The 17383-nt window shown below is 59.5% G+C and carries 11 protein-coding genes; 8 read left to right on the forward strand and 3 right to left on the reverse strand.

What is annotated here, in order from left to right; translation table 11 throughout:
* Positions 1 to 246 precede the first annotated feature (246 nt).
* The 6 genes from J3U87_RS06225 to J3U87_RS06250 all read left to right on the forward strand — a co-directional run bounded on the left by J3U87_RS06225 (position 247) and on the right by J3U87_RS06250 (position 10156).
* Positions 247 to 600, forward strand: a complete 354-nt coding sequence (locus J3U87_RS06225) for a VOC family protein (protein ID WP_237382168.1) — start codon at positions 247 to 249, stop codon at positions 598 to 600.
* Between the two features lie 752 nt (positions 601 to 1352).
* Positions 1353 to 2306 (forward strand): PLP-dependent cysteine synthase family protein, encoded by a 954-nt coding sequence (locus tag J3U87_RS06230; RefSeq protein ID WP_237382169.1) that lies wholly within the window; start codon positions 1353 to 1355, stop codon positions 2304 to 2306.
* Positions 2290 to 3426, forward strand: a complete 1137-nt coding sequence (locus J3U87_RS06235; protein ID WP_420038257.1) for a trans-sulfuration enzyme family protein — start codon at positions 2290 to 2292, stop codon at positions 3424 to 3426. The genes J3U87_RS06230 and J3U87_RS06235 overlap by 17 nt, the downstream gene beginning before the upstream one ends.
* Positions 3427 to 3592: 166 nt before the next feature.
* Positions 3593 to 4738, forward strand: a complete 1146-nt coding sequence (locus J3U87_RS06240) for a hypothetical protein (RefSeq protein ID WP_237382171.1) — start codon at positions 3593 to 3595, stop codon at positions 4736 to 4738.
* Positions 4739 to 4985: 247 nt separating this feature from the next.
* Positions 4986 to 5324: a Rieske (2Fe-2S) protein gene (locus J3U87_RS06245; protein WP_237382172.1), complete on the forward strand. Its 339-nt coding sequence runs from the start codon at positions 4986 to 4988 to the stop codon at positions 5322 to 5324.
* A 596-nt stretch (positions 5325 to 5920) separates the two neighbouring features.
* Complete coding sequence (locus J3U87_RS06250) at positions 5921 to 10156, forward strand: pre-peptidase C-terminal domain-containing protein (RefSeq protein ID WP_237382173.1); 4236 nt, start codon at positions 5921 to 5923, stop codon at positions 10154 to 10156.
* A 569-nt stretch (positions 10157 to 10725) separates the two neighbouring features.
* On the opposite strand, the gene msrB is transcribed toward J3U87_RS06250, so the two are convergent.
* Positions 10726 to 11283, reverse strand: a complete 558-nt coding sequence (msrB, locus tag J3U87_RS06255) for a peptide-methionine (R)-S-oxide reductase MsrB (RefSeq protein WP_237382174.1) — start codon at positions 11281 to 11283, stop codon at positions 10726 to 10728.
* Between the two features lie 605 nt (positions 11284 to 11888).
* Between msrB and J3U87_RS06260 the strand changes: the two genes are divergently transcribed.
* Together J3U87_RS06260 and J3U87_RS06265 are read left to right on the forward strand one after the other, a co-directional pair.
* Complete coding sequence (locus J3U87_RS06260; RefSeq protein ID WP_237382175.1) at positions 11889 to 12182, forward strand: RNA recognition motif domain-containing protein; 294 nt, start codon at positions 11889 to 11891, stop codon at positions 12180 to 12182.
* A 611-nt stretch (positions 12183 to 12793) separates the two neighbouring features.
* Positions 12794 to 13642 carry a LolA family protein gene (locus tag J3U87_RS06265; RefSeq protein WP_237382176.1) on the forward strand — a complete coding sequence of 283 codons (849 nt, stop codon included), beginning with the start codon at positions 12794 to 12796 and terminating at the stop codon, positions 13640 to 13642.
* An 86-nt stretch (positions 13643 to 13728) separates the two neighbouring features.
* On the opposite strand, the gene J3U87_RS06270 is transcribed toward J3U87_RS06265, so the two are convergent.
* Positions 13729 to 14532 carry a HEAT repeat domain-containing protein gene (locus tag J3U87_RS06270; protein ID WP_237382177.1) on the reverse strand — a complete coding sequence of 268 codons (804 nt, stop codon included), beginning with the start codon at positions 14530 to 14532 and terminating at the stop codon, positions 13729 to 13731.
* Positions 14533 to 14927: 395 nt separating this feature from the next.
* Positions 14928 to 17147, reverse strand: a complete 2220-nt coding sequence (locus tag J3U87_RS06275) for a type VI secretion system Vgr family protein (protein WP_237382178.1) — start codon at positions 17145 to 17147, stop codon at positions 14928 to 14930.
* Positions 17148 to 17383 lie beyond the last annotated feature (236 nt).

A 17383-nucleotide genomic window follows, 5' to 3' on the forward strand; every position in this document is an offset into this window, starting at 1 on the left:
AGCCTGGTAATCGCGAAGCACATACCGGGAACCCATTCAATAAAGGTGAATCGGCGATCGGGTCATCCTCACCAGACCCGAGAGTCCGCGCCTACCTGGGCGACTTGGACTTGTGTTTTGAGCCCAGGTGTTAGAGACTGATCCCAGTCAGCCCAGGCGAGCAGCCCCAGCAATTAGGCGTATTGCCGGCCCACCACGCGTAGGGCTCGGATGCAGCAAGCGTTTGGATGCCAAGAAGGAGCATTTATGGCCATTAAAGGAATGAAGATGATCCACATCGTCAGTGGAGATGTGAATGAATCGCGCCGGTTTTACGGCGAGATCCTGGGCCTCCCGGAACAAAGCCCGATGGAAGGCGAACTGGCCTTCGGCGAAGAGGGTCACACGCAAATCTGGCCGGTGCGGCTACCGGAGCAGGAAAAAGCGCCGAAGCCCGGTGAAGTCATCATGGTTCTGAGCTCCGACGACGTACGCGGCGACTATGCGCGAATGACCGAAGCAGGTGTGGAATTCACCATTCCGCCCAGCAACCCCTACGGCCCGTGGGAAGCCCACCTGCGCGATCCCGACGGTCTTTGGGTCACGATCATCGAGGTCTAGTGGGCCCACGTCATGGGAAAGGGTTTCCGGGTTTTTCTCGAAAAGGCGCGGAGCTCCAAGGCCTCATCCCACAAGGCGACGCAAGGCCTATCCGGGAAGCCGACTTAGCGCTCGAAACTTGATCGCGTCCTTGGTATGATCGGCCCATCCAGCGGGACCACAGTGACCGCAATCGGTCGGGGCCTCGGCAACGAATCCGCTTATGCCGGTCCTTCCCCAAAAGCCGAGTTCGGCAACACGTGGCGGAACGGGTCCCGCCAGGTAGGCTTTCACCTTAATTGGGCTATTCTCGACGGTGCATTGCGCCTTCCCGTCGGGTTGCGACAGCTCGTGACACAGGCGGCCGCGGGGCCCCTTCGCTCGAACTGGTTCGCGCCGGCAGGCAGGTTACCGCATCGGTCCGAATCGCGCACTTCGGGTAACCGCCCAAGCGACCCAACGCTTGAGCAGACACGGCACCGCCCCTGCCATGACAAATGGAAGAGAATCCGACGGGCAAGGGCCCGAAAACGGGGAAATCGAGGTGGCCCCGGCCAAGAGGAATCCATGGGTTTCAATGTGCAATGACGGCTAGGAATGGAAAATCGCCAAGTGCATGCGGCGCCGGCACGGCAAACGGAAGAAACCGCGCCTCCGATCCATCGATGGCGTATGTAGATTGTATCGATACAGCCGCTGGTTTCCACGCCATGCGGCGGAGTCCGTGCCAACCTACCGAATGTCGGTAAGGATCAGCCTGCCGAGAGGTTAATATGAAGATCACGTCCTCGTTGCTGGAGTTGATAGGCAACACCCCACTACTGGATATCAGCGCGGCGGTCCCCGAAGGTGGCGCCAAGCTCTACACCAAACTGGAACACTTGAACCCGGGCGGCAGCATCAAGGATCGCCCGGCCCTGGCCATGATCAAGGCCGCCGAAGAGGCCGGCCTGCTGCGCCCGGGCATGACCATCGTGGAAGCCACGGCCGGCAACACCGGGATCGGGCTGGCCCTGGTGGGCAACCTGCGCGGCTATCGAACCGTGTTCTTCGTACCCGACCGCATGAGCCACGAGAAAATCGTGATGATGCGGCTTTACGGGGCCGAAGTCCACCTGATCGATCGGGTGGACGGCATGACCGGGTGCATCCGCCAGGTCAAGGCCTATGCCGAAGAGCACGGCAACTGCTTCATTCCACTGCAGTTCGAGAACCCGGCCAACCCGGCTCAGGCCGAAGACATCCTGGGCCCTGAAATCTACGAACAATTGGGTGCCTATCCCGACGGCATCGCAATCGGCGCCGGCACGGGCGGGACCTTTACAGGGGTCGCCCGCTGGCTCAAAAAGGGCAATGCAAATGCCCGCTGCTGGCTGGTTCAACCGGTCGGCAGCGTGTTCTGCGGCGAACCGCGCACCGAATATCTGATCGAAGGCATCGGGAATTCGTTCATTCCGGACACGCTGGATCTCAACTTGGCGGACCGGATCCTCGACATTCCCGATCAACAATCCTTTTACCGCTGCAAACAAATGGCGAAAGCGACGGGCCTGCTGATCGGCGGCTCGTCGGGGGCGAACGCCGATGCGGCCATAAAACTGTGTATGGAGCTGGGCAAGGGCAAAACGGTGGTCACGGTATTTCCGGACGCCATCGAACGCTACGCCAGCAAGGAATGGGTAAAGAATCTCGTCAAGGGGGAACAAACACATGGGATTTTCAACTGATTGCATTCATGGTGGACAGTGGTACGACCCGCACTCCGGAGCGGTGATGGTACCGATCTACCAAACCTCGACGTACCAGCAGCAAGGTATCGGCAAACACAAGGGCTACGAGTATGCGCGCACCCAAAATCCGACGCGTCAGGCCCTCGAGGAGAATGTAGCCAAATTGGAGGGCGGCGCCTGCGGCTTCGCGTTCGCATCGGGCATGGCCGCCATCAACGCGTTGATGAGCATGTTCCAATCCGGCGATCACTTTATCGTCACATCGAACACCTACGGCGGCACCTTCCGCCTGATGGACCGCATCCTCCAAAAATTCGGCCTGAGCTTCAGCTTCGTGGACACCTCGAACCTGGAAGCCGTGAAAGCGGCCATCAAGCCGGAAACCAAGATGCTCTTCGTGGAAACACCCACCAACCCCATGCTGACGTTGACCGACCTGGAAGCGATCGGCAACCTCGCCAAGGAACGCGAACTGTTACTCTGTGTGGACAACACCTTCGCCACGCCCTACCGGCAACAGCCGATGCGCTGGGGCGCGGACTTCGTGGTCCACAGCACGACCAAGTACCTCAACGGCCATTCCGACTGCGTCGGCGGCGTGCTCATCGCGCGGGACGAGCAGTGGCGTGAAAAGATCCACTTCGTGCAAAACTCGGCCGGCGCGATTTTGGGCCCCATGGATTCGTGGCTGACCCTGCGCGGCATCAAGACCTTGGCCGTTCGCATGGATCGTCACGAGCGCAACGCCAACGCCATCGCCAAAGCGCTATGCGACATGCCCGGTGTCGATCGCGTCTACTACCCCGGCCTTCCCGACTACCCCCAGCGCGAACTGGCGCTCAAGCAAATGGGCTCGTTCGGCGCCATCGTCTCGTTCACGGTTTCTTCCCAAGAACGCGCCGAGCAGGTACTGACCCAATTCAAGCTCTTCTGCCTGGCCGAGTCATTGGGCGGTGTGGAATCACTCGTTTGCCACCCCGCCAGTATGACGCACGCGGCGGTTCCGGCCGAGCACCGCGCGGCTCTCGGTATCAGTGACGGCCTGATTCGCCTGTCCGTGGGTATCGAAGACGAAAGCGACCTCATCGAAGACCTGGCCCAGGCGCTGAAAGCCTGACCGCTCGACGGCCCGGCGGTTCAGTCGGCCGGGCCACCCCACCACGACCCAACGCCCGCACTCCAAGTCCCCAGGGCTCGTTCCCGGCACCCCGAACACGAGCACTCCGGCACCGGTGCTCGTTCTTCGTTTCATTTCGCAACCATTTGAAGGAACCCGCCGCCCCATGAAACCCCTGATTCGCGGACCCCGGATAACTTGTCACCGCCTCTCCCTGATTTTTTTCACCCTGGTCATCGTTTCGTGCAGCGGTCCGGCACCCAAGCCCGAGCCCCTGCTCGTGGATGGCACATCCGCGCCGCCGGAACAGGTTCGGAAGGAAGAGCCGACCGCGGACTCCTCACCATCGGAGACACCTCAACCCGCGACGACTCCCCGCTTCACCCTGGAAGAAATCCCAACCCGCGAGGTCGTTCTCGACCGCCGCCCCTCGCAATTGCCCTTCACGCCCGGTGGGCTCCGTTTCCAAATGAGCTCGGCCTTTTCCAGTGCTCGGACCCTGAAACCCATCGGCGGCGCCGCCTGGGGCCCGAACGGGCACCTGTACCTGACGTTTCCCAAACAAAGGACCGTGGTTCGGTTCAGCGTGCCCCGGTACGATCTCACGTTTTTCGGATCGGGCTCCTACGGCGGGAAAGGCGAATCGATCACGCGACCCGACCGCTTGGATTGGTTCGACGGACTGGCCCACCTGACCGACGACCAGAAAGGCCAGACGCTGATCTACTCACCGGACTTCGCCCTTCAGACGGTCTACCAATCGGCGGGCGTGCCGCCCGTTCCCGGCCCGCAAAACCAGTACCTGTTGCGCGCGGACGACCGACCCGACATGTTCTTCCGGGTGGACGAACACAACAAACCGGTTCAGGCCTACTCGGTTCCGGCGATGCCCAACGAAACGATCGAAGGTCGAAAACTGGTGTTCGACCCGCTGCCCAACTGGCAGATCGTGGCCGGAAAGCGCAATGCCCACGCGGTCTACCGCTACGAGCCGAAGGGCCGTGTGGAAATCATCTACAACCTGGATCTCAGTTTCTTCTTCGGTGATGCGGCCAGCCAGGTCTCGTTGGGCGCGCGCCTTCACGACTTGGCCTTTCGCGACGACATGTACTGGCTGCTGCTGGATCACGAAAACCAGCGCAGCGACAACCTGAGCTACATGATGGTCTTCGGCCAGGCGAGCGAACTGCTGGGATTCTGGGAAATCCCGCTGGACGCCGATGTGTTCGACATGAACGATTCGATGCTGGTCTTCGCCAACCGCGAGTTGGGTCAGGCACTGACCTACAATCGTCGCAACAACACCCCCTGAAGCGCGCGTCGAGGCCCCGGACGGCCGAGCCGTGTCCTTCTTTGGCCAGGACGGAAAAACGGTTTCTCTTACAACCACAAAGGTCGCGGGAATCACCGAGACAGGCCGGGGACATCCAAAGGCCGTTCTCCTCGCGACCACGGGACTCCGTGCCTGATCATCGAGTCGCCGAATCCATCATCCATAACGCCGCTTCGGTTAAAGTCGACATGCTTCAGTAACCTCAAATCCTCGAAAGGCCATACCCATGTGGATCAAAGCGATCGCTCTCGAAGACGTACCGCTAGGCACGGCCTGCGCCGTGGATCACGACAGCTATCGAATCGGCCTGTTCCACACGAGGGACGGTTTGTTCGCCCTCGACAACGCCTGCCCTCACGCCGGAGCCGACCTACACATCGGCACGGTGAAGGGCGGCGAGGTGTTGTGCCCATTTCACCATTGGCCTTTTCGATTGCGTGACGGATGGTGTCGATTCGGCGAGCGCTTCCGCGTCGACACCTACCCGACCCAGATTCGCGAGGATTGGATTTGGATCGAACTGCCGGACCCGGTCTCTCCAATCAGCGGGGACCCCGCGACATGAACGAGCGCTCTTCAGGGGTTCAGATCGCAACTCTGGGACCCTGAGATCTCATTTTAAAAAACCCATGCTTGTTCCCGTCGCAGAATCACGGGTCTTCCACATCAAAAATGAAACAGGAAACCCGAAAGATCTGAAGCCAGGAACGGAACCCGTTTTTGCCGGATTCGAGATCGTCTTTTCCTGGGTTCCGAGCTTCCGGGCTTCCTGATTCCATTGCCACGACGACAAAACCAAGCCGAAAACGATAGCGCCATCGGTTCCGATGATGGCCTCCCCAGCGGTCGCGACCCTCGGTGACGAAGTCTCGCAGTATCAAATCGCCAACCATGTCATTTCAATACCTTTACACTTCTGCGATTATCAGGCGCAAAACTATCTCCGTCACCCTTGTCACCCCAACGATCTTTCCATTTGACTTTTCAGGAGCATTGCCACTAGGCTAGGGGCCAGAACCAGCCCTTTACATTTTATTTACATTTTGCTTTGACAAGGACTAAACGATGTCAGATTCACGTTTTCGTTCGCGTCGCACAGGGTTGAAGTGCGCCTTTGGGCACGTCGGACCCCGTGCGGGTTCCTCTCTGGCCAGACTGGGAATGATGTCGATCATTCTTTGCGCCCTGCTCCTTTCGGGCACAGCCTGGGCACAAGGTCTCGAAGATCAAGAAGTTCAAGTGGTTCGCGACCCCTGGGTCAGCGACCCGGTCGAACCCTTCGTCATCAACGTCGATTTGCGCGACCTACCGATTCAACCGCTCTGGCGGCCCGGTGATCCCATCAAGGAGATCCCCCGCCGTCACAATACGAAACCGCTCGACACGAGCAAGCCGCAACAACGGCGCGATCCACTGCTCGACCTGCAATCGGCCGCCGAAACGGACATTTTCAACGAAGCCTTCAGCACGACCCAACTGAACTTCGACGGTCAAGGCTATTCCGGCGTCAATCCGCCGGACACGGTCGGCGATGTGGGCATGCAGTACTACATCCAGTCCATCAACAGCGGCGGCGGCGCCACCTTTGTGGTGTACGACAAGGACACGGGCCAGCAAGTCGCAGGTCCGTTCAACATGGACAGTTTCGGCAGCGGCAATTGCGGCAGCGGCCTCGGGGACCCGGTCATCCTCTACGATCGCCTGGCCGAGCGCTGGATGATCAGCGAATTCGCCAGCGGCTCCAACGTCCTCTGCGTCTACGTGTCGCAAACGTCGGATCCCGTCAGCGGTGGCTGGTACGCCTATGCCTTCCCCACCCCCAGTTTTCCGGACTACCCCAAATATTCCGTCTGGCCCGATGCCTATTACGTGGGCACCAACGAATCGCAGCCGACGCTCTACGCGCTCGACCGGCAGGCCATGCTCAACGGGCAACCCGCCACTTCTCAGCGATTCACGACCAGTGGCCTGAGCGGATTCGGCTTCCAGATGATCACACCGGCAGACATGGACGGCGCCCAGGCCCCGCCTTCCGGCTCACCCGGTATCTTCATGCGTCACCGCGACGATGAAGTGCACGGCGGCGGCAACGGCAGCAGCGACTCGCTGGAAATTTTCGAATTCAACGTGGATTGGAACACTCCCAGCAACTCCAGCCTGGTCGGTCCCTTCAGCCTCTCGATTTCCGAATTCGACTCCTCCCTCTGCGGATTGACGAGCTTTTCCTGTTTCCCCCAGCCCGGCTCCAGCACGACCCTGGACCCGTTGCGCGAAGTGGTGATGTGGCGCCTGCAGTATCGCAACTTCGGCTCTCACGAAACGCTGATCGGGAACTTCGTCACCGACGTCAACGGCAACGATCGCGGCGGCATTCGCTGGTTCGAACTGCGGCGACAGTCCGGTGGCGATTGGAGCCTGTACCAGGAAGGCACCTTCTCCCCGGATACGGACAATCGCTGGATGGGCGGTATCTCGATGGACGGGAACGGCAACATCGCGCTGGCCTACAACGTGTCCAGCGGCAGCACCGCGCCCAGCCTGCGCTACACCGGCCGTCTGGCCAGCGACCCCCTGGGCACCTTGCCCCAAGGGGAACACAACATCGTCTCGGGTAGCGCCGCCAACGGTTCCAACCGTTACGGCGACTATTCGTCCATGAACGTGGACCCCGAAACGGACTGTACCTTCTGGTTCACCGGTCAGTACAACACCAGTAGTTCCTGGTCCACCCGAATCGCCAGCTTCGGCTTCGAATCCTGCAGCGGCTGCGACAACCCACCGGCGGCGCCCACCGGCCTGAGCGTGGCGGTCAACGGCAACAACCGGCTGGACCTGAGCTGGAACGCGGTCAGCGGCGCCTCGAGCTATCGCGTCTATCGGGCCGAGGGCAGTTGCCCGCAAAGCAACTTCTCGTTGATCGCGACCGACGTGAGCGGCACCGGCTACAGCGATACGAACGTGTCCGGCGGCGTAACCTACGCCTACGTGGTCACGGCCTACGACAGCACGGACAGTTGCGAATCCGACCAGAGCGCCTGTGACGACGCCAAGGCAGACGGTGCCTGCACCACGCCGCCGAGCTTCGACGGTCTGGCCTCGGTGACCAGCCCGGGCAGCACCACCTGTCAACTGGACCTGGCCTGGTCGGCCGCCACGGCCAACTGCGGCGGGTCGGTCAGCTACAACATCTACCGGTCTACCCAGTCCGGCTTCACACCTGCCCCCGCCAACCGCATCGCGGCCTGCTTGGGCGGCACCAGCTACTCGGACTTCGATGTGGCCTCCGGCACCGTCTATTATTATGTAGTACGCGCCGAAGACGACACGAGCGACGGCAGCGGTCCCTGCAACAGCGGCAACGAAGACGGCAACACCGAGGAACAGGGCGCCGCACCGGCGGGCCCCCAGACGGTCTTCCTTCAGGACGATCTCGAATCGGGTGACGCCAACTGGAACATCGACACCCTGCCAGGCGACGGCGGCAACACCGATCCCTGGTTCCTGGCCACCAGCGACAGCAACTCACCGAGCACCAGCTTCTTCGTTTCGGATGAAGCCACGGTCAAGGACCAGGCCATCAGCCTGAGCGCGGCGCTCGATCTTCCCGCCGGCTCACCGGCCGCGCTGTCGTTTTTCCACCGCTACGACACGGAATCCACCTATGACGGCGGCGTCCTGGAATACTCCACCGACGACGGCGCCAATTGGTTCGACATTCTGGCCGGCAACGGCGGTTCGGTTCCCGCCAACGGTGATCGAATCACGCAAAACGGCTACAACAGCACGATCAGCACCTCCTACAGCAGTCCGATCGGCGGGCGCAGTGCCTGGTCCGGCAATTCTTCCGGCTTCCAAGAGGTCACGGTCGATCTGTCCGACATGGGCGGAACCAGCCTGCTCCTGCGCTGGCGCCTTGCCTGCGACACCTCGGTGAGCGCGAACGGTTGGTGGGTCGACGACGTCACGGTCAGTGCGGCTTCCGACTGCGGCGGCACGCCCTGCAGCTATTCGATCTCGCCCACCAGCGCGGATGTGGCGGGCACCGGTGGAACGGGATCGGTGGCAGTCACCACCGAGGACGGCTGTTCCTGGACGGCCACCAGCAACGCCGGCTGGCTGACCATCACCAGCGGATCGAGCGGCAGCGGCTCCGGCAGCGTGAGCTACAGCGCGGCGGCCAACGCCGGCAACGACGCCCGCACCGGCACCCTGACCATCGCGGGGCAAACCTTCACCGTCAACCAGGCGGCGGGGAACCAAGCCCCCAGCGTCAGCCTCGATGCGCCGGCAGACAACGGCCGATTCAATCCCGGTGAAGCGATCACCTTCAGCGGATCGGCCTCCGATCCGGAGGATGGCGACATTTCGGCCGACCTGTCGTGGAGCAGTTCTCTCGACGGCACCTTCGGTAGCGGCGCCCAGGTCACGGTCGATACCCTGAGCGTGGGAGCCCACACCATCACCCTCTCGGTGACGGACAGTGCCGGCGCCTCCGCCCAAGCGTCCATCAGCCTGACCATCAACGCCCCGCCCCAAGCCGATTTCACCTTCCAAGTCGACGGGCTGGCCGCGGCATTCACCGACGCCAGCAGTGACAGCGATGGCTCGATCGCAAGCCACGATTGGGATTTCGGCGACAACAACGGATCCAGCCAAGCCAATCCGAGCCACAGCTACGCGGCACCCGGCACCTATACCGTCACCCTGACCGTCACCGATAACGACGGTGCGCAGGGCAGCACCAGCGCCCAGGTCACGGTGAGCGACGACGGGGTGACGGTCATCGAAAACGGCCAAACCGTCTCCGGTCTCGCCGGAGCCCAGGGCGATTGGCTCTACTTCAAGATCATCGTGCCCGATGGCGCGCGCGACCTGACCATTCAGATCGAGGGCGGCAGCGGCGATGCCGACCTCTACACGCGCTTCGGCGATCTACCCACCACCTCCGAGTACGACTGTCGCCCCTACCGCAACGGCAACAGTGAAACCTGCTCCTACACCGCACCACAGGCCGGCGAATACTTCATCGGTTTGCGCGGTTACCGGAGTTTCAGCGACGTCAGCCTGAGCGCGAGCTACAGCGAGGGTGGCGACGGCGATGGCTTCAGCGAAACCGATCTGGCCGCCGGCCAGGGCGACTGGATCCGCTACACGATCGAGGTCCCCGCCGGCCGCACCAATCTGGCGATCAGCATCTTCGGCGGGAGCGGCGATGCGGACGTCTACGTTCGCTACGGCTCGGCACCGACCACCGATGACTGGGATTACCGGCCCTACCTGAACGGCAATTCCGAATCGGTGGATGTGGCCAATCCCCAAGCGGGCACATGGCATATCGGCATTCGCGGGTATCGGGCCTTCTCCGGCCTGACCCTCGACGCCTACCACTTCCCCTAATCCTCTGGTTGCCCATCCGGGTCGGCAGAATCTCTTTTATCGGAGGTTCGCCGACCGGGTGGGCAATTCCTCGAGCTGTTTCGGCACGTCGAGCCGTTGACAGCTACCGCCCGATACGTCGCTCTCGGCATTCGGGCACTCTTGAGATCGATCGCTTCGAACGGTTCATCGAGCCGATGAACCTACCTGGCTCGGCGTCGCTCTCGGCTTGCGGGCACTCTTGAGATCGATCGCTTCGAACGGTTCATCGAGCCGATGAACCTACCTGGCTCGGCGTCGCTCTCGGCTTGCGGGCACTCTTGAGATCAATCGCTTCGAACGGTTCATCGAGCCGATGAACCTACCTGGCTCGACGTCGCTCTCGGCTTGCGGGCACTCTTGAGATCGATCGCTTCGACATGTCGGCCCGGCGGGCCAACCTACTGGCTCGGCGTCGCTCTCGGCTTGCGGGCACTGCGGGCTTGGATCGCTTCGGTTAGTGGCGCAAGTCGATCGGGACCGTCGTCACGCTATTTTCGAAGTTACTGAAACCGCCAACGCCAGAACTCCGGTCATGGGGGAAAGAAACGTCACTTTTTGGAGGCACCCACGGGCTGAAAGGCCAGGGCGGCCGAATTGATGCAGTAGCGCAGGCCGGTCGGCGCGGGACCATCCGGGAACACGTGACCCAGGTGACCATCGCAACGGGCGCAAAGCACCTCGATACGGCGCATGCCGAAACTCAGATCCTTCTTTTCGGCCACGTTCGCTTTTTCGATCGGCTTGAAGAAACTCGGCCAGCCGGTACCTGACTTGAACTTGGTGGCGGCATCGAACAGGCGAAGATCGCAACCGGCACACTTGTAGACGCCCTTCCGCTTTTCGTTCCAATACTTGCCGCTGAAGGCTCGCTCGGTCCCCTTTTCACGCAGGATGTGAAACGCCTGACGGTCCAACTTGCGACGCCACTCTTCCTCGGACAACTCGACCTTCTCGACCGAGTTCTTCGCGACCGGTGCGGTGGAGGCCTGTTCTTTTTCACCGGCGAGGCTTGGGTTCATCAAAAGGAAGGTCGCGCCAAAGACGATCAGGCTCGAAATCGCGAGGATGACGAGGCGGTGCAAGCGGAAACGACGAATTTCGATCATGTACTAACTCCCGTTCTCTTTGCTGTCCGAGCCAGATTGGCCGGAATGACCGTTGTTCTCTTCGGAATATAGTTCCAAGGGAAAGCCCGCCCCAGGAAAAGTGGCGCAACCGACCCGTGAAGAAGGGGTGTAAACCGAAGGGCGGTCGGCGAAGAAGGCCGCGGTCCGAATCGAACTACATTTCAAGAGCAAGTTAAATTCCCGAAAAGTTCAAACATTCAGACAGGAAAATAGCGCCAAGCGGGTTTACAACCCATGCCGAGACAATTGAGAGCGGGGTTATCCCTTCCAGAAAACAATATTATGTGAGCTAGACCACGCCGTTCTAGAAAGATTGAAACCCTAGGTTAATTCGGTTGCACAAGAGACCAATTTGTTCTTTGATATCTGCAGGGTCCAACTCCAAATTTCCAGCAATCTGCCGTCGATTGAGAACCCGTTCTCGATTAAGCGAGCCTCAGCGGGAACTTTGGGGCGTGGAGCCCGCTCAACCTCCAACTCTGAGCACATGAAAAGCTGAACCAAACAGGGTGTCGTGTGCATGCCTGCACCGGATTCTCCCGAGACGGCCGTTTGGTCAGCGCTAATGTTAGGAGAAACTAGCTATGATCAAGAAACTATGGGTTGGGAATCTGCCCTTCAGCGCAAAAGAAGAAGAAGTGCGCCAACTTTTTGAAACCATCGGAAAAGTCCACTCCGTGAAGCTGATCATGGACCGCGAATCAGGTCGCAACCGCGGCTTCGGTTTTATCGAGATGTATCAGGATTTTGCGGATCAAGCGATCAACAAACTTCACGAAACCGATTTTGGCGGGCGCAGCCTGCGCGTCACGATTGCCAAAGATCAAAACACCCCGAATTACTCGGACCAACCCGTCCCCCAACTGGCAACAGTCTGAGCATTTTCATCAATCCCTCGATCACGGGTCGTGTCGTACGACGCCAACAAGCCACAAATCAGTTATCCGACTACCCATTGAACCCCTGACAGATTTCGATCCTGGAAATAGCCCCAACGCTCGCCGCGTTTTTTCCCGGATGGAAATCAGGAAAAGCACCATTCACTGACAAAAAAAACAGGAAGGCTCCGCGATGGCGGAGCCTTTTCTCGTTGGGGCGAGACCCGACGAACGCTTTTCGGTACCGCACGAGTTTTTTGGAGAAACCGGAAAAAGGGACGGAATTTTCGGTTTTTCGTGGGTTCCGCACAGGGCCTCGCCATCCGAATCCCGCATGCCGCCAGGGATCCGGGCCGAGAACGTGAGCCAGTCGATGGCCTGCAAGGAACTGATTGACATTCAATCGGGGACGGCTTAGGCTGCATGCAAAAGCCTTTTCCAACCTGGCTTTCGGGTTGCGCCCCACCGATCCGGGGCGACGGGTGAAGCCTTTGGAGTCGAGACCGACAGGTCGTCCACGGGCTTTTGCGCGTGTGCTCCAAGTGCCTTCGACCCCTACAGGCGCCGCACCCCCGCAAAAATTGGGTTCACACAATTTAGGAGATTCACAAATGAAACGTATCGGCTATCTTTTATTCGCGGCGCTGCTCACCGTGTCGACCATCTCATCCGCCTGGGGCGGTTCCGATCCCGAAGCAGCCAAATGGATGAAAAAGATGGTAGCTGTCTACCAGAAGGCCCCGCTGAGCATGAACATGTCGGCCAAGATGGAAATGAGCCAGCAAGGCATGTCGATGAAGATGGACATGAATGGCGACATCATCTACAAGGACGCCAAGCACCAGCACATGGACATCAAGACCAAAATGGAAATGGGCCAAGGCCAGGCCATGGACATGTCGATGCTGTACATCATGGACGGCACCACCTTCTGGATGGAAATGCAGATGCCCCCTTCCATGGGCGGTATGAAACAAGTCATGAAGATGTCCATCGATCAAATGGAAAAGATGGCCGAGAAGCAAGGCATGGGCGGCATGGGTATGTCCCCCGGCGCCATGGACCCGGCCAAGATCATGGAAAACATGGAAAAAATGATGGACCTCAAGTACGAGGGCACCAAAGACGGCAAGGTCACGCTCAGCGCCGAAATGACGCCGGAAGCCTCCAAGAAGATGGGCATTCCGACCAACATGGGCCAGAAGATGAAAATTACGCTCGACGAGAAAAACATCTTCCCTTCCGAGATCGCGTTTCTGGCCGAAGGTGAAGGCGCCGCCCCGATGATGGTGATGTCCTTTCAGAACCTGAAATTCCTGAAATCGGTCGACGACGCCAAGTTCACCTACACCCCGCCCGAGGGTGTCATGGTTCAGGACCTGGGCAAAATGCTGGAAGGCATGCAGGGCGGCGGTCACCAAGGCCACAGCCACGGTCCGGGCGAAGACCACAAGCACTGATTTCCGATCCCGACCTATTCTCGAATAGGTTCCAAACCCAAACGGGCACGAAAACGCGATCCTCTCCAGGGGGTCGCGTTTTTTCGTTAGAGGGGTCGAACTTTCAACTGAGCCAAGGCCTCTTCCATCGTCTCGCGTACCAAGTGCTCGCCCTCCCCTGCCAGGGCCCGTTCCAAAGCGCCGCTGCTGCGGTAATCGCCGAGGTTGCCCAGCGCGAAAGCGGCACGTTCGCGCATTTGCGGATCCGGATCGGCCAACGCTTTTTCCAGGGCCACGGTGATTTGCATTCGGACACCTTCACCCGGACGCAGCTCCTCGAACCACTCGCTCAGGACCACCACCGCTTCGCGGCGAACCTCTGCAGCCTTGTCTTCCAAAAGCGGCAACAACAATTCACAGTTGTCGGGATGCGCCAAGGCCCCGACGACGCTGCAGGCCAAACGCCGCACGACGGCATGGCGACCGTGCAGCAAGGGAAGAAAAGCCGTGCGAACGCGATAGTCGGCGAAATAGCGCAACACGATGTGGGTCAACGCCATGGCCGCCTCTTTCACCAGGCCGGCGGGGCCGTTTCCCAGAGCCTCCATCAATGCGTCGGTCACGCGCGGATCGCGAATCCACGCGTCCGTTTCAAGGCTCTCCTCGGCCGCGGCCTCCAGCGCGATCAAGCCGGCAGCCCGCGTTCGCGTCGCCACGTCCCGATCCCCTCCGAGATCTCGCAATACGCCGTCCATCCTCCGCAGCAGAGCCGGATCCGGAGGGATCAAATCGTAATAGGCAGCCTGTACCGCCGGATCCAAATCATCGATGAATCCGGCTTTCAGCAACAATTCCTTGGCTTCACCAACATCGCCCCTGGCGAGAAGGCGTTTGGCCTCTGCGATTTCCACACGAACACTCCCAGCCGACTCGTTTCGACAAGGCGACCCGAAAGGCCGCTCACCCAAGAGGTCCACCGACGCCCTTCTCCGCGAATCCGATATTTCCGTCACGAACACTGACGCCGAGGCCGGATTCATTTCGATGGCAGTCGCGGACCCGGTCTTCGCGTCAAGTTCCATGGAGGTCTCTCGTTCGAGCCACGTGGACACGAAACGGGAATAACGAAAGATAACAGGCCAAAACAAAGGATAACGAAGGAGATACCGCGAATCCTAACACGTTTTACCGTCAACGCAAGATCAAGCAGCCGCGTTTTTCCACACCAACAAGAAAACCCCGCGCGAACGCGGGGCATCCCATCTGCAATTCGATTGGTAAAAGCGCGGCCTCACAGCCAAAGCCATCAGTTGAGTTTAACCAAGGCGCCGGAAATTTCGTGCAGGCCGATCGCCGCGCTGGTGATCTTGACCCCACCGACTTCCACACCGGAAGGTTTGATGGTGATCGTATTGGCACCAACCCCCAGGGTCAGTTCCTGCGTGGCGGTGATCGACACCTTGGCGCCGGAGATCGAAACCTGCTGGTTGCCGATCGCGGTCAGGGTCTGGCCGCCGGTGATGGTCACCCCTTGACCGGCCGCGAACGAGGCGTTCTTGGCTGGAGCGCTGAATCCCATGTTGCCCGTGGCCACGGTGGTGGTCATGTCGCCGGTATTGACGTTCACCGTATGGCTGCCGGTCAGAACGTTGAGGGTGTTGCTGCCGGTATTGACGTTCACCGTGCGGTTGCCGGTCAGAACGTTCTGGGTCTCGTCGCCGGTGTTGACATTGGTCGTGCGATTGCCGGTACAGATGGTGATTTCCTCGTTGCCGTCCAACACCATGCGGTGGTGTTCGTTTTGAACGGTGATCACCTTGTCGCGGCCGGTGTACTCGCCGTAATCCTCGTCGATCACGTCGACCGTCTTGGTTTTCTGGACCACCTCGTGGCTGTTGTTGTCGACCACGACGAACTTGTCGTGATGCACCGTGGTGGACATGTCGTTGTCGACCACGATGGTCTTGTCGTGGTGCACGGTCGTGGTCATGTCGTTGTTGACGGTGATGGTCTTGTTGTTCAACACCAGCGTGTTCATGTCCTTCTGGGCACGGATGTCGATCATCTCCTTGCCGTCCTCGTCGTCGAACATGATGTGGTTGTCTTTGATGGTCTTGATGATGTTCTGGTACTTCTTGTCCGGACCCAACGGGCACTTGTTGAAGTCGTTGTAGACCCGGCCCACCACCATGGGGTGATCGGGCATGCCGTTGAGGAAGGCCACCAACACCTCGTGCCCGACCCGCGGAATCCACTGAATCCCGTAATCCTTGCCGGCATATCCGTTGGAAACGCGAACCCAAATGGAACTGCGATCGTTTTTCTGTCCCTCGCGGTCCCAGTGAAACTGGATCTTGCAGCGACCCAGATCATCGAGGTACACCTCGGCCCCCGGCGGTCCCGTGACGGTCGCGGTCTGGATCCCGTAAACCCGAGGCGCCTTGGTCTTGCGCTCGGGTCGGAAGTTGAGCTTGATCGGGAAGCAGGTGAAATGAACCACGTAGTGGCCCTGCTCGAGACTGATATGACAGGAGGTCAGCAGCCATTTGGCGTTGAAATCATCGCGATAGTGGTCGGTCATCTCGAAGACGTGGCCCACTTCGAACGAGCGGCAGGAGGCCATGCCCTTGCCGACCTTGTTGATCGACTCTTCGGCTTCCTTGCGCAGCGGCTTGTAGTAGGAGACATTGCCCGAGACCTTGTAGTTCTGGGTGTGCTCGTAAACCTCCAGTTTGGAGAAAAACGGCGGCGCGGATGCGGTCTCGCTGTCCATCAGGCCGGTTTGCGAGGTCTCGTGGTGGTAATCGTTAAGGGTAAAATTGCCGGTGGAGAGAACTTCCCGGTAATGAAAATCCTGAATGTGTTCCTTGGCCCCGAATCCCTGTTTGAGGTCGTCGTCTTCCATGTACTTGGCTTTGGGGTTCGGTTTACAGTCGTCGTGGCCACCGGCGTGATTGGCGAACACGACCTGCTGTTGGTCGTGATCGAAGTAAAAACAGATGCCGTCCTCTTCCATCAACCGGGAAACGAAGGCGTAGGAACTCTCTTCGTACTGAAGGCAATAGTCGCGGGTCGGCGGCGTGCTCTGCAACTCCCAGCGGTGAGCGATGCCCAATTCGTCCAGGCACTCGCCGACAATGTCCTTGCTGGTCTTGTCCTGGAATACCTTGGAATAGGTTTTCTTTGTCGCCAGCCACAGATCGGGCCGAATTTCGACCTGATAGAGGAAGGCCGGATCGGAGGTGGTGCCCACATCCCCGTGAGAGGTGCGTGCCTGGGCGAACCCGGTGATGATACCCGAAAAAACGCGTCGATCCGTCAATTCCTCGCCACACATCAATACGATACGGGCGTTGGCGTGGATCATGTCTTCGAACTTCAGATCCCGTTGTTCCGACTTGATGTCGGCCTCGATCACGTACAGCTCGGAGATGGCCTCCCTGATTTTGGCTTTAAGGACCACGACCTCGTCGCCGCCCGGTCCTTCCCAGAAAATATCGCGCTCTCTATTGGCTAGTGAAGTCACGGCATTCCTCTTCATATCATAGGTTTTTCGAAAGCATGAGCCGCGCTCTCCATATAGGGAGAGCAAGGATAAAGCCTTGGCACATACTGTGTTCCGGCGATTTTGGAGTTCATCGTTCCCGTGTTTCGGGACACACGTGGCCGGCAAAAAAAGATCCGAATCGATTTCATTATAGCCAGAAGAGTTCCCCCTGTAACGGGAAAATAGCGAGATCCGCATTTTTCCGAACGAATACG

Source organism: Sulfidibacter corallicola (assembly GCF_017498545.1).
In the GTDB taxonomy this organism is placed as follows: Bacteria; Acidobacteriota; Holophagae; order Acanthopleuribacterales; family Acanthopleuribacteraceae; genus Sulfidibacter; species Sulfidibacter corallicola.